13 protein-coding genes are annotated in these 13056 nt (G+C 73.8%); 9 read left to right on the top strand and 4 right to left on the bottom strand.

The features are described from left to right. Positions 1 to 37: 37 nt before the first annotated feature. Positions 38 to 679 (bottom strand): hypothetical protein, encoded by a 642-nt coding sequence (locus ACIGQF_RS34355; protein ID WP_399718668.1) that lies wholly within the window; start codon positions 677 to 679, stop codon positions 38 to 40. A gap of 145 nt (positions 680 to 824) precedes the next feature. After that, complete coding sequence (locus ACIGQF_RS34350) at positions 825 to 1154, bottom strand: cupin (protein ID WP_361557122.1); 330 nt, start codon at positions 1152 to 1154, stop codon at positions 825 to 827. Positions 1155 to 1361: 207 nt separating this feature from the next. Between ACIGQF_RS34350 and cutA the strand changes: the two genes are divergently transcribed. Next, positions 1362 to 1658, top strand: a complete 297-nt coding sequence (gene cutA / locus ACIGQF_RS34345; RefSeq protein ID WP_399718772.1) for a divalent-cation tolerance protein CutA — start codon at positions 1362 to 1364, stop codon at positions 1656 to 1658. Between the two features lie 18 nt (positions 1659 to 1676). Here the strand turns inward: cutA and ACIGQF_RS34340 are convergent, their stop codons facing one another. Then, positions 1677 to 2111 carry a hypothetical protein gene (locus ACIGQF_RS34340; protein WP_399718665.1) on the bottom strand — a complete coding sequence of 145 codons (435 nt, stop codon included), beginning with the start codon at positions 2109 to 2111 and terminating at the stop codon, positions 1677 to 1679. 224 nt (positions 2112 to 2335) lie between these two features. Here ACIGQF_RS34340 and ACIGQF_RS34335 point away from each other — a divergent pair, with 224 nt between their 5' ends. The 3 genes from ACIGQF_RS34335 to ACIGQF_RS34325 all read left to right on the top strand — a co-directional run bounded on the left by ACIGQF_RS34335 (position 2336) and on the right by ACIGQF_RS34325 (position 4406). Next, positions 2336 to 2851 carry a gamma-glutamylcyclotransferase family protein gene (locus tag ACIGQF_RS34335; RefSeq protein WP_399718662.1) on the top strand — a complete coding sequence of 172 codons (516 nt, stop codon included), beginning with the start codon at positions 2336 to 2338 and terminating at the stop codon, positions 2849 to 2851. Between the two features lie 7 nt (positions 2852 to 2858). Continuing rightward, complete coding sequence (locus tag ACIGQF_RS34330) at positions 2859 to 3860, top strand: adenosine deaminase (RefSeq protein WP_399718660.1); 1002 nt, start codon at positions 2859 to 2861, stop codon at positions 3858 to 3860. Between the two features lie 90 nt (positions 3861 to 3950). Next, positions 3951 to 4406: a MarR family winged helix-turn-helix transcriptional regulator gene (locus ACIGQF_RS34325; protein ID WP_399718657.1), complete on the top strand. Its 456-nt coding sequence runs from the start codon at positions 3951 to 3953 to the stop codon at positions 4404 to 4406. 43 nt (positions 4407 to 4449) lie between these two features. Here the strand turns inward: ACIGQF_RS34325 and ACIGQF_RS34320 are convergent, their stop codons facing one another. After that, positions 4450 to 6531 (bottom strand): molybdopterin oxidoreductase family protein, encoded by a 2082-nt coding sequence (locus ACIGQF_RS34320; RefSeq protein WP_399718655.1) that lies wholly within the window; start codon positions 6529 to 6531, stop codon positions 4450 to 4452. 219 nt (positions 6532 to 6750) lie between these two features. Between ACIGQF_RS34320 and ACIGQF_RS34315 the strand changes: the two genes are divergently transcribed. The 5 genes from ACIGQF_RS34315 to dnaG all read left to right on the top strand — a co-directional run bounded on the left by ACIGQF_RS34315 (position 6751) and on the right by dnaG (position 12984). Further along, positions 6751 to 7575 (top strand): sirohydrochlorin chelatase, encoded by an 825-nt coding sequence (locus tag ACIGQF_RS34315; protein WP_399718652.1) that lies wholly within the window; start codon positions 6751 to 6753, stop codon positions 7573 to 7575. Continuing rightward, a complete protein-coding gene (locus ACIGQF_RS34310) occupies positions 7572 to 9092 on the top strand; it encodes a deoxyguanosinetriphosphate triphosphohydrolase (RefSeq protein ID WP_399718649.1) in 1521 nt (506 codons plus the stop codon). The genes ACIGQF_RS34315 and ACIGQF_RS34310 overlap by 4 nt, the downstream gene beginning before the upstream one ends. Before the next feature lie 178 nt (positions 9093 to 9270). Then, complete coding sequence (locus ACIGQF_RS34305; RefSeq protein ID WP_399718646.1) at positions 9271 to 10536, top strand: NAD(P)/FAD-dependent oxidoreductase; 1266 nt, start codon at positions 9271 to 9273, stop codon at positions 10534 to 10536. Between the two features lie 9 nt (positions 10537 to 10545). Beyond that, positions 10546 to 10998 (top strand): GNAT family N-acetyltransferase, encoded by a 453-nt coding sequence (locus ACIGQF_RS34300; protein WP_399718643.1) that lies wholly within the window; start codon positions 10546 to 10548, stop codon positions 10996 to 10998. A 75-nt stretch (positions 10999 to 11073) separates the two neighbouring features. After that, positions 11074 to 12984, top strand: coding sequence for a DNA primase (dnaG, locus tag ACIGQF_RS34295; RefSeq protein ID WP_399718640.1), 1911 nt, complete (start codon positions 11074 to 11076; stop codon positions 12982 to 12984). Positions 12985 to 13056 lie beyond the last annotated feature (72 nt).

The raw sequence follows: 13056 nt of genomic DNA, 5'->3' as shown, positions 1-13056 counted from the left end.
CCGGTCCGGCCGCCGGGGCACGACCCGGCGGCGCGGCTCAGAGCTTGTTGAGCGCCTGGCGGACGGTGGCCTTGAACGCCGGTACCGGCGCGTGCTCGAAGGTGCCCATCTCGCCCCACTGCACGACCGTGACCGTGCGGCCCGAGCGGCCCACGCCGAAGAGATGGATGCCCGGCTCGGACTCCGGCATCGAGGTGTGGATGCCGTACACCCGGCCGCCGTTCGCCGCGTCGACCGTGCCGTAGTCCTTCCAGGACGCGGTGCCCCCGGGCTTGTCGTGCAGCCAGTCACCGGCACACCGGGCGACCTTCTCGCGCAGCTGCGCGGCCAGCCGGCGCGCGCTGTCGTCGCTGGAGGTCACCACGCTGACCTGCCCGGCGCCGGTGTCGTACTCGGTCCAGTAGCTGCGGTGGTACGTGCCGTCGCCGCCCGGCACCACGCCGCCGTCGAGGCAGAACGGCGCCGGGTCCGGCAGCCCCGGCGTGACCTTCGAGGCGTACCAGGGCGAGGAGGCGTGCGGCGGGAGCTCGCCGGGCGCGAGGAAGCGCGGCGGCGTGCTCGCGGCCGGGGCCGCGACCGCCGCGGTCGTCCCCACGGCGGTGGCGGCCAGGACGGCGGCGGTAGCGGTGAGCGCGGTACGGCGACGTGCGGTACGGCGACGTGCGGAACGAACGTGCATGGACGAGACCTTTCCCCCGTGGCGGTACGTAACAGAAAATGCGGTACCCAGCGGAACTGCGGTACGTAACGGATCTGCAGTACGTATCGGAACTCTCACCCGTCAGACCGCCGGAACGGGGCAAAGGTTGTGCCGCCCGCTGTGCTCACATGCCGTCGACGCGGGTCACCGAGGTCAGCAGCAGGGCGGAGTTCTCGACGGCCGTCACCCCGTGCTTCTCGCGGGGGATCTGCGCGACCTGCCCCGCGATCATGTCCTGCTTGCCGTTGCCCGTCGTGATCTGCACATGTCCGTGCAGGATCTGCATGCTGCCCGCGGGCGGCGAGACGTGCTCGTCCAGCGAGGCGCCGCCGATCAGCGCGATCACGGTCTGGCGCAGCGGCCCGTCGTGCAGGAAGAGCCGGGCGCTGCGGCCGTGCGGGTCGGCCTTGGCGTCGTCGAGCTGCTGGCGGGCGAGGGCGGTGAGGTCGTCCATGGGGGGCCCTTCGGTCGCGGAGTGCCGGCGTTCCGGTGGCATGGTCCTGCCCCCATCCTCGCGGGTGCCCGGGGCGCCGCAAGTCATCGGCGCGCCGTGGTACCCGTGGAGGGGAAGGATCAGGTACCCGCCCGTCCCCGACCTAAAAGGACCCGACCCGTGACCGATCAGCCCGTCGAGACCGCACCGCCCGCGTTCCTGACCGTGATGACGACGACCGACGCCGCGGAGAAGGCCGAGGCGCTGGCGCGCGGCGCGATCGAGGCGCGCCTCGCGGCATGCGCCCAGGTCAGCGCGCCGGTCACCTCGGTGTACCGCTGGCAGAACGCCATCGAGACCAGCCAGGAGTGGCAGGTGCTCCTCAAGACGACCGGCCACCGGTACCAGGAACTGGAGGAGTACCTCCGCGGGGCGCACGACTACGACACCCCGGAGATCATCGCGACGCCGATCGTCCACGGCGGCGCCGACTACCTGGCCTGGATCCAGGAGGAGACCCGCTAGGGGCCTGCGGTTGCTCGTTCAGCCGGCCCAGGTCACCCGCACGACCACGCCCCCCCACGACGTGTTCCGCATCCGGGTCGTACTCCCAGCGCCGGATACCGCTCGCGTACCGATCTCCTCGCCGGCGGTCCGGAGGATGCGGCCGACCTCGCTCGCTGCGGCCGCCTCGGGATCGGAATCCGGATCGGCAGCCAGGTTTTCGCACGCGAGGAACCGCGTGGCCCGTTCCGGCCAGCGGTAGATGTTGACGAGCGTGCCCCAGTGGTCGGTGAAGGCGCGCAGCGATCCGACGCTGCTGGTGCGCTGGGCGCTGGTCGTGGCGCTCACCAGGTGATCGTTGAACTCCGGCAGACGGCTCGGCGCGATCTGCGCGACGGCCCTGCGCAGGGCCTCAGGAGTCAGTTGCGGCATGGGTACCAGCGGACCATCCGTGCCGACCGGCTGACTGCTCACGATGGCTCCTGCTCTCGCGCCTCCCGGCGCGGGCATGCATCGGCATCACGTTCCGGGCCTAGCCCCCGACGGCCCGCACCGGGGCCGGTGCGCCGCACGGCCTCATCCCCCGGGACGCCCCGTTCCGTCGCTCTTCGGAGAGTTGCCCGACCTACCGGACAGCGACGCGTCGCGGCCTGGCATGGTTGCAAGCGGGAAGAACGCACAAAGAGGAGAACCGACCCATGAACGACCGGCCCGCCGAGCACGAGCGGCTGCCCTTCTTCGTCTACGGGACGCTGCGACCGGGGGAGGCCAACCACGCCTGGGCCCTGCGCGGCCGTACCGCCGCCGAGCAGCCTGCGATGATCCACGGGGCGCTGCTGTACGACGGGCCCGGCTACCCGTACGCCGTCCGGGGCCCCGCCGACGCGACGGTGCACGGCCATGTCGTCACGCCCCACGAGGCGGCGTACGAAGAGGTCCTGGCGGTCCTGGACCGGCTGGAGGGCTACACGCCCGGCGCGCCGGACAACGACTACGACCGGGCCGCCTGCGACGCCGACCTGCCGGACGGCAGCACGGTCGCCGCCTGGGTCTACCTCGCCGCCGAACCCCTGGCCGGCCGCCTCCGCGCCGCCGGCACCCCGATCCCCGGTGGCGACTGGCTCGCCACCGGCCGACGTGCCGCCGGCCCCGTGGGCCCCGGCGTCGCCGCCAACGAAGGCCGCGCCTTCGCCGCCGCGCAGGAAGGTGCCTGAGCCGACCATGAACGCCCCCCACCCCCCGGTCCCCAAGGCCGAACTGCACCTGCACATCGAGGGCACGCTGGAACCCGAGCTGGCGTTCGCGCTCGCCGCGCGCAACGGCATCGAGCTGCCGTACGCCTCCCAGGAGGAGCTGCGCCGCGCCTACTCCTTCAGCGACCTGCAGTCCTTCCTGAACCTGTACTACGCGCTGATGGCCGTGCTGCGCACCGAGGAGGACTTCGCCGACCTGGCGCACGCCTACCTCGCGCGGGCGAAGGAGCAGGGCGTGCGGCACGCGGAGATCTTCTTCGACCCGCAGGCCCACACCGCGCGCGGCGTGCCGATCGGCACCGTCATCGAGGGCCTGGGCCGCGCCCTGGACGCCGCTCAGGAGACCTACGGCATCACCACCCGCCTCATCATGTGCTTCCTGCGGGACGAGAGCGCGGAGTCGGCCCTGGAGACGTTCGAGGCGGCCCGCCCGTACCTGGACCGGATCACCGCCGTCGGCCTGGACTCCGCCGAGGTCGGCAATCCGCCGTCGAAGTTCCGCGAGGTGTACGCGCTCGCGCGGGAGGCCGGGCTCAAGTGCGTGGCGCACGCCGGTGAGGAGGGCCCGCCCGCGTACGTGTGGGAGGCGCTGGACATCCTCGGCGTGGACCGGGTCGACCACGGCGTGCGGTCCCTGGAGGACCCGGAGCTGGTGGCGCGGCTGGCCGCCGAGCAGGTACCGCTCACGGTCTGCCCGCTGTCCAACGTCCGGCTGCGGGTCATCGACGACCTGGCCGACCACCCGCTGCCCGCCATGCTGGACGCCGGCCTGCTGGTGACCGTCAACTCCGACGACCCGGCCTACTTCGGCGGCTACGCGCACGACAACTTCACCGCCGTACGCGACGCGCTGGGCCTCGATGAGGACACGCTGCGCCTGCTGGCCCGGAACTCCTTCCAGGCGTCCTTCCTGGACGAGGAGACGCGCACGGCGTACCTGAAGGAGGTCGACGCCCACCGGAGCGCCTGACCTCAAGGCCGCCCCGCCCGGAGCCGCTTGACCTCAAGTGTGCTTGAGTTCCTAGCGTCGCCCTCAACCGAACGGAAAGAGGGCGGAGCCATGGAGTACTCCCACACCGACACCGAACTGATCCGGCAGCCCATCGGCTACTGGAGCGGGGCGGCGAGCAAGGCGGTCGTCACCCGCATCCGAGGCGCACTCGCGGAGCTGGGCATCACCCAGCCGCAGTGGTGGGTGCTGCACCAGGTCGCCTCCGCCGAGGACGCACGGCCCAGAGCGGAGGTGACCGAGCTGCTCAAGAACTACCTCGACAACGCCGAGGTGCTGGCGGAGGAGATCGACACGGTGATCGCCCGCGGCTGGGTCACCCAGGACGCGCGCGCCACCCTGCGGATCACCCCGGAGGGCGGGGCCCTCCACGCCAAGGCCGCCGCCCTCCAGGAAGAGCTGGTGGCGGAGCGGCACGAGGGCATCACCGACGAGGAGTACCTGACCACCATCAAGGTGCTGCAGCGGTTCATCCACAACACCGGAGGGCAGGCCTGGCACCACTGAGGCGCGTCGGGCCCGGCCTCACTGAGGGGCGCGGTGCGCTGCTCTACGGGCCCAGCGGGGTCAGCCGGACCGCGCAGACCTTGAACTCCGGCATGCGGGAGGTGGGGTCGAGGGCGGGGTTGGTGAGGGTGTTGGCGCGGCCCTCGCCCGGCCAGTGGAACGGCATGAAGACCGTGTCGGTACGGATGCCGGTGCTGAGGCGGGCCGGTGCCACGGCCCGCCCGCGCCGTGACTCCACCGCGACCCGGTCGCCCTCGGCGATCCCGTACCGCTCCGCCAGACGCGGGTGGAGCTGCACGAAGGGGCCGGGGGCCGCCGCGTTCAGCTCGGCCACCCGCCGGGTCTGCGCGCCCGACTGGTACTGCGCCAGCACCCGGCCGGTCGTCAGCAGCACCGGGTACTCCGCGTCGGCCTCCTCCGCGGCGGCGCGGTGCGAGACCGGTACGAAGCGCGCCCGGCCGTCCGGGGTGGCGAACCGGTCGAGGAAGAGGCGCGGGGTACCGGGGTGCTCCTCCTCGGGGCACGGCCAGAAGACGCCGTCCTCGGCCGCGATGCGCCGGTAGCTGATCCCGGCGTAGTCCGCCGGGCCGCCCGCCGAGGCCCGGCGCAGCTCCGCGAAGACCTCCTCGGGGTCGGCGGGGAAGCCCTTCTCGTGGCCCAGGCGCGCCGCCAGCCCGCCCAGCACCGCCAGGTCCGTGCGGACGCCGGGCGGCGGGTCCACGGCGCGGCGGCGCAGCAGTACGCGGCCCTCCAGGTTCGTCGTGGTCCCGGTCTCCTCGGCCCACTGCGTCACCGGCAGGACGACGTCGGCGAGCGCGGCCGTCTCGGAGAGGACGACGTCCGCGACGGCCAGGAAGTCCAGCGATCGGATGCGCTCCTCGATGTGCGCGGCGCGCGGCGCGGAGACGACCGGGTTGGATCCCATCAGGAGCAGCGCGCGGACGTCCGTGCCGAGCGCGTCCAGCAACTCGTACGCGCTGCGCCCCGGACCCGGCAGGCTGTCCGCCGGGACGCCCCAGACTGCCGCGACGTGCTCCCTGGCCGCCGGGTCGTCGAGCTTGCGGTAGCCGGGCAGCTGGTCGGCCTTCTGGCCGTGCTCGCGGCCGCCCTGGCCGTTCCCCTGGCCGGTCAGGCAGCCGTACCCGGACAGCTCCCGGCCGGCCCGCCCCGTGGCCAGGCACAGGTTGATCCACGCGCCCACCGTGTCGGTGCCCTTCGCCTGCTGTTCGGGGCCGCGCGCGGTGAGCACCATCGAGGACGCGGCATCGCAGAACATCGATACGGCCGCGCGGAGTTGCGGCACGGGCACCCCGGTGATCCGCTCCACCAGTTCCGGCCAGTGCGCCATCGCCGCGGCCCGCGCCTCGGGCCAGCCGGTGGTGCGCGCCGCGATGAACTCCTCGTCCGTACGGCCCTGCGCGACGACGAGGTGGAGCAGCCCGAGAGCCAGCGCGAGGTCCGTGCCGGGGCGCGGCGCGAGGTGCAGGTCGGCGGCCTCGGCGGTCTTCGTGCGGCGCGGGTCGACGACGATCAGCGTGCCGCCGTTCTCCCGGAGTTCGGTGAGGTAGCGCAGCGCGGGCGGCATCGTCTCGGCGAGATTGGAGCCCACCAGGATCACGCACCCGGTGCGCGCCACGTCCGCCAGCGGGAACGGCATGCCGCGATCCAGGCCGAACGCGCGCCCGTGCGCGGCGGCGGCCGAGGACATGCAGAACCGGCCGTTGTAGTCGATCTGCGAGGTGCCGAGCGCCACCCGTGCGAACTTGCCCAGCGCGTACGCCTTCTCGTTGGTCAGCCCGCCGCCCCCGAAGACACCGACCGCGTCGTTCCCGTGGGCCTCGCGGGCCCGGCCCAGCCCGGCCGCCACCCGGTCCAGCGCCTCGTCCCAACTGGCGGGGCGCAGCTCCCCGCCCTCCCTGACCAGCGGCTCGGTCAGCCGCACCCGGCGGTCCAGCACCTCCGCCGCGGTACGGCCCTTGCCGCACAGCGCGCCACGGTTCACGGGGAAGGCCGGGCGCTCGACCACCCGGACGCCGCCCTCCCCGGGGCGCAGCGACATCCCGCACTGCAGGGAGCAGTACGGGCAGTGCGTGTCGACCGTGCCGGTCGTGACGTCGGCTTTCATGCGGTTACCGTGCACCGCGCGCGTTTCCGGAGCCGCGCCGCGGTGTTACGCGCCCGGCACGGTGCCCTCCCCGGTGAGCGGCCGGCAGCGTGAGGGCGGAGAAATGACTCGTCACCCCTGCGCAACGCCCCGGCAACTCTCCGCTGCCAGGGTTCCTCCATGACGGCGTCGCAAGCGCACCTTTCCGCTTCGGTTCCCTTCGACAGTACGGCGCAGCTCATGACAGAGATCACCGCACAGCTCAGCACGCAGCTCAGCCGGGTCAGACTCCACAGCCGCCGCTCCCTGCCCGGCGGCAGCGGCGCCGCCGGGACGCCGGCACTCGTCGCGGTCGCACACGGCAGCCGTGACCCCCGCGCCCTGGAGACCGTCACCGCCCTGCTGAACCGGGTACGCGAGTACCGGCCCGGACTGCCGGTGCGTCTCGGCCACATCGAACTGAACGCGCCGTTGCTGCCCGACGTGCTGGCCGGCCTGGACGGTGACGCCGTCCTCGTCCCGCTCCTCCTGGGCCGCGGCTACCACCTCAAGCACGACATACCCGCGACGGCCGGCGCGGCGCCCCACCTACGGACCCGCGTCGCCGGGGCGCTCGGCCCGCACTCGCTGCTCGCCGAGGCGCTGCACGCGCGGCTCACGGAGGCCGGGACCCGGCCCGAGGCACCGGGCACGGGGATAGTCCTGGCGGCGGCCGGCTCCCGCGACCCCGACTCCGCCGCCGACACCGGCCGCACCGCCCGCCTGCTGTCCGCCCGGCTCGGCGGCGCACCCGTCGTACCCGGTTACGCGGCGGGCGCCGGGGCCACCGTCGAGGAGGCCGCCGCCGGCCTGCGCGCCCGCGGACTGAGGCCCGTCCTCGCCTCGTACTTCACCGCGCCCGGCCGCTTCGCCACCGCCTCCGCCGCCGTGCTGGAGGCCGCCGCCGCGCCCCTCGGCGACCACCCGGCCCTCGCCCGTCTCGTCCTGCACCGTTACGACCAGGCGCTCCGCTCGCGTACCGGTTCCGACCGTGAGGGGGCCGGTGCGGCTACCGTCGCGGTATGACGGGTACGCCCTTTCAGCCCACCGGCCGTTCGCCGCACGAGGACGGCGCCGCTCCGGTGCCGCACGCCGCAGCGCGCCCCGAGCGGGCGCCGCACCCCGACGCGCGCCCCGGTGCGCCGCGTCCCCCGTACGACGCGCACCCCGACGCGCCGCCGAATCCCACGGATCCGGTGGCACCGGTGCTGCCCGCGTACACCGGCTACACGCCCGCCGACGCCGAGCGCTGGGTGCCCGAGCCGGACAAGCGGCCGGGCCGTACGGCCTTCCAGCGGGACCGCGCACGCGTGCTGCACTCCGCCGCGCTGCGCCGGCTGGCCGGCAAGACCCAGGTCGTCACTCCGGGGGACGCCGCGTCCGGTGCGGCCCGGCCGCACGCCTGGGACGCCACGCCACGGACCCGGCTCACGCACTCCCTGGAGTGCGCGCAGGTCGGGCGGGAGCTGGGGGCCGCGCTCGGCTGTGACCCGGACCTGGTGGAGACCGCGTGCCTGGCGCACGACCTGGGCCACCCGCCCTTCGGGCACAACGGCGAGCAGGCCCTGAACGAAGTGGCCGAGGCCTGCGGGGGCTTCGAGGGCAACGCGCAGTCCCTCAGGCTCCTCGCCCGGCTCGAACCGAAACGGTTCGTCACCGCCGATGACGGCCGCGTCGTCAGCGTCGGGCTCAACCTCACCCGCGCCGCCCTGGACGCGGCGACCAAGTACCCCTGGCGGCGCGGCGGCCACCCCGAGGACCCGCGCTCGACGAAGTTCGGGGTGTACGCCGACGACCTGCCCGTCTTCCAGTGGCTGCGGCAGGGCGCCCCCGAAGGCGCGCGCAGCTTCGAGGCGCAGGTCATGGACTGGTCGGACGACGTGGCCTACTCGGTGCACGACGTGGAGGACGGGTTGCACGCCGGGCACCTGGATCCGGCCGTCCTGTACGCGGACCCCGAGCGCGCCGAGATCTTCGCGGTGGCCGCCGACCGGTACGCGCCCGGAGCCGGCGACGCGGAGCTGGGTGCGGCGCTGGACCGGCTGCTGGACCAGGAGTGGTGGCCGCACGGCTACGACGGCTCCGCGGTCGCCCAGGCCCGCCTGAAGGACGCCACCAGCCAGCTGATCGGCCGGTTCTGCCTGGCCGCCGAGACCGCCACCCGTGACGAGCACGGCGACGGGCGGCTCACGCGCTACCGGGCCCAGCTCGTCGTCCCCGAAGAGGCCCGCCTGGAGTGCGCTGTACTGAAAGCGGTCGCCGACCGCTATGTGATGCAGCGCCCCGACCAGGAGGCGCTGCGTGCCGAACAGCGGGTGATCATCGCCGAGCTGGCCGAGGCGTTGCTCACACGGGCGCCGGACGGCCTCGACCCGCAGTTCCGGTCGCTCTTCGACGCGGCAGGGGACGACACCGCCCGGATGCGGGCCGTGATCGACCAGATCGCGGCTCTCACGGACGCCTCGGCGCGCACCCTGCACGCCCGCCTCACCCGCCCCAGGGGGCACGCACGGGCGGATCGTCCGCCCGCGCGTGACAACTAAGGGTGACGCATCAAGGGCCTACCCTCTTCCCCCATCACGCTCTGTGCGGGACGCTCGAAGCCCGGCGTACTGACGGGCTCGAACGGGGGTAAGACTTTTTCGAACGGGGGCGCCAACGGGGGTTGATCGGGGGGCGTTCAAGGCGCGGACGCACTGCGCCGCAGCGAGGAGGAAGCAAGTGGTCGACGCACACCAGACGTTCGTCATCGTCGGCGGTGGCCTGGCCGGGGCAAAGGCGGCCGAGACCCTCCGGTCGGAGGGGTTCGGCGGCCGGGTGATCCTCATCTGTGACGAGCGCGACCACCCGTACGAACGGCCGCCGCTCTCCAAGGACTTCCTGATCGGCAAGGCCGAGCGGGACAGCGTCTTCGTGCACGAGCCGGCCTGGTACGCGCAGAGCGACATCGAGCTGCACCTCGGCCAGCCCGCGGTGGCCCTGGACCCGATCGCCCGCACGGTACGGCTCGGTGACGGCACCCTCATCGCGTACGACAAGCTGCTCCTGGCCACCGGCGCCGAGCCGCGCCGCCTGGACATCCCCGGCACCGACCTGGCCGGCGTCCACCACCTGCGCCGCCTCGCGCACGCCGAACGGCTGCGCGGCGTGCTGGCCTCCCTCGGCCGCGACAACGGTCACCTCGTGATCGCGGGCGCCGGCTGGATCGGCCTGGAGGTCGCAGCGGCCGCCCGCTCCTACGGCGCCGAGGTCACCATCGTCGAACCCTCGCCGACCCCGCTGCACGGCGTGCTCGGCCCCGAGATCGGCGGGCTCTTCACCGAGCTGCACCGCGAGCACGGCGTCCGCTTCCACTTCGGCGCCACGCTCACCGAGATCACCGGCCAGGGCGGCGTCGTGCTGGCCGCGCAGACCGACGACGGCGAGGAGCACCCGGCGCACGACGTGCTCGCCGCCATCGGCGCCGCGCCCCGTACCGCCCTCGCCGAGCAGGCCGGGCTGGCCCTCGTGGACCGCGCGGAGGGCGGCGGCATCGTCGTGGACGCCTCGCTGCGCACCTCCGACCCGCACATCTTCGCGGCCGGCGACGTGGCAGCGGCGGCCCACCCGGTCCTGGACACCCGGCTGCGCGTGGAGCACTGGGCCAACGCGCTCAACGGCGGCCCCGCGGCGGCCCGCGCCATGCTCGGCCAGGAGGTCTCCTACGACCGCATCCCGTACTTCTTCTCCGACCAGTACGACGTCGGCCTGGAGTACTCCGGATACGCGCCACCCGGCTCCTACGAGCAGGTCGTGCTCCGCGGCGACGTCGGCAAGCGCGAGTTCATCGCCTGCTGGCTGGACGGCGGCGGCCGGCTGCTCGCCGCGATGAACGTGAACGTGTGGGACGTCACCGAGCCGCTCCAGGCCATGATCCGCTCCGGGCGGTCCCTGGACGCGGATGCGCTGGCCGATCCGACGGTGCCGCTGGAGACGTTCCTGTCGTAGCGTGCGGGCATGCAGATCCGCACCGCGCCCGCCCCGGTGGCGGAGATCTTCGACCTCCGCCGGTCGGTCCTCCGCCCCGGGCTGCCCGCCGACGCCGCCGTGTACCCGGAGGACTCCGACCCCGGCGTTTTCCACATGGCCGCGTACGACGGGGACGCCGTGGCGGCCTGCGCGACCTTCTTCCCCGACCCCGTGCCGGGCGAGGAGGACGTCCCCGCGTACCGCTTCCGCGGCATGGCCAGCGCGCCCGAGGTCCGCGGGCGGGGCTTCGGTGCCGCCGTGCTGCGCGCCGGCATCGAGGAGGCGGCGCGCCGGGGGGCCGAGCTGGTGTGGTGCAACGGGCGCGTCGTCGCGCGCGGCTTCTACGAAGGGATGGGCTTCACCACGGACGGCGAGACGTTCGAGATCGTGCCGAGTGGCGCGCATCACCGCTTCGTCCTGAAGATCACCGCCGCCGGCTGAGGAGCGGGAGGGCGGGACGGGACCGGCGGGGGAGCGGACCCGGGAGTTGTCGGTGGTCCCCCGTAGAATTCTCGCGTGGCAGGCAGGATCAACGATGACGACGTGCGGGCGGTGCGGGACGCGGTCCCGATCGACGCCGTCGTGTCCGAGTACCTCCAGCTCCGCAATGCCGGCGGCGGCAATCTGAAGGGGCTCTGCCCCTTCCACGACGAGAAGTCCCCCTCGTTCCACGTCAGCCCGGCCAAGGGGCTGTACCACTGCTTCGGCTGCCAGGAGGGCGGCGACACCGTCGACTTCGTCATGAAGGTCGACCACCTCTCCTTCGCCGAGACCATCGAGCGCCTGGCCTCCCAGGCAGGCATCACCCTGCGGTACGAAGAGGGCGGGTACGCCCCCGGACGGCAGCAGGGCGAGCGGACCCGGCTGGTCGAGGCCCACAAGATCGCCGCGCAGTTCTACGCCGACCAGCTGGACGGCCCCGAGGCCGAGATCGGCCGGAAGTTCCTCGCCGAGCGCGGCTTCGACCAGGCGGCGGCCCAGCATTTCGGCGTCGGCTACAGCCCGGCCGGCTGGGACCACCTCACCCGCTTCCTGCGCGGCCGCGGCTTCACCGACAAGGAGCTGATCCTCTCCGGCCTCTCCCAGGACGGCCGCCGCGGCCCCATCGACCGCTTCCGCGGCCGCCTGATGTGGCCCATCCGCGACATCGCCGGCGAGGTCGTCGGCTTCGGCGCGCGCAAGCTCCGGGACGACGACAACGGCCCGAAGTACCTCAACACCCCCGAGACGCCGATCTACCGCAAGTCCCACGTGCTGTACGGCATCGACCTGGCCAAGAAGGAGATCGCCAAGGGGAACCGCGCGGTCGTCGTCGAGGGCTACACCGACGTCATGGCCTGCCACCTCGCGGGCGTCCGCAGCGCCATCGCGACCTGCGGCACGTCCTTCGGCGAGGGCCACATCAAGATCCTCCGCCGGCTCCTGATGGACAACAGCGGCTCCGAGGTGGTCTTCACCTTCGACGGCGACGCGGCGGGCCAGAAGGCGGCGCTGCGGGCGTTCGAGGACGACCAGAAGTTCGCGGCCGAGACCTCCATCGCGATCACGCCCGGCGGCATGGACCCCTGCGACCTGCGGCTCGCCAAGGGCGACGAGGCCGTCGCCGACCTGGTCGAGTCCCGTACCCCGCTCTTCGAGTTCGCGCTGCGCCAGCTCGTCGCCCGGCACAACCTCGCCACTCCGGTCGGCCGGGCAGCGGCGCTGGACGAGGCCGCGCCCATCGTCGCCAACATCAAGAACAGCTCGATCCAGCACGAGACCGCCGTCCAGCTGGCCGGGCTGCTCGGCATCCTGGACACCCAGTTCGTGGTCCGCCGCGTCTCCCAGCTGGCCCGCTGGGCCCGCGAGCGCGGCCGGGACCCGCGGGAGGCGCGCGACCAGGGCAGGCCGCAGCGGCGCGGCGCCGAGCAGGCGCAGCCCGAAGCGCCCGCGCCCCCCCGCGGCCCCGCGCTGAACCTCCGCAGCCCCGCGCACCGCGTCGAACGGGAGCTGCTCAAGCTCGCCCTGCAGCGCCCCGATCTGGTCGCGCCGACCTTCGACGCGTACGGCGTCGACGAGTTCACCGCGCCGCCGTACGCCGTCGTGCGCCGCTGCATCGAGGACGCCGGCGGCACGGCGGCGGCGGACGCCGGCTTCCTCACCCGCGTCCGCGAGGCCGCGCCCGACGACACGGTCCGTTCGATGGTCACGGAGCTGGCCGTCGAGCCCCTGCACACCCGCCGGGACCCCGACGAGCTGTACGCGGGCGTGCAGCTCGTCGCCGTACGGCTCGCCGCCGTACGGCAGCGCTGCGCCGAGATCCACGGCGCGCTCCAGCGCCACGACCCCCGGTCCGGCGACGACGCCTACACCGCCCTCCAGCACGAGCTGTGGGTCCTGGAGCAGTACGCCCAGTCCCTCCGGGAGCGCGGCGCCGCGGCGCTCTGACGGCCCGCCCCGCCGCCTCCGACGCCCACCGGCGTCCCGCGCGCCCCTGCGGCGGGCCCGGATCGTCCGAGT

The organism is Streptomyces sp. NPDC053560, assembly GCF_044544605.1.
Taxonomy (GTDB): domain Bacteria; phylum Actinomycetota; class Actinomycetes; order Streptomycetales; family Streptomycetaceae; genus Streptomyces.
The sequence above is the reverse complement of the archived record's forward strand: the minus strand, read 5'-3'. Positions and strand labels throughout refer to the sequence as shown.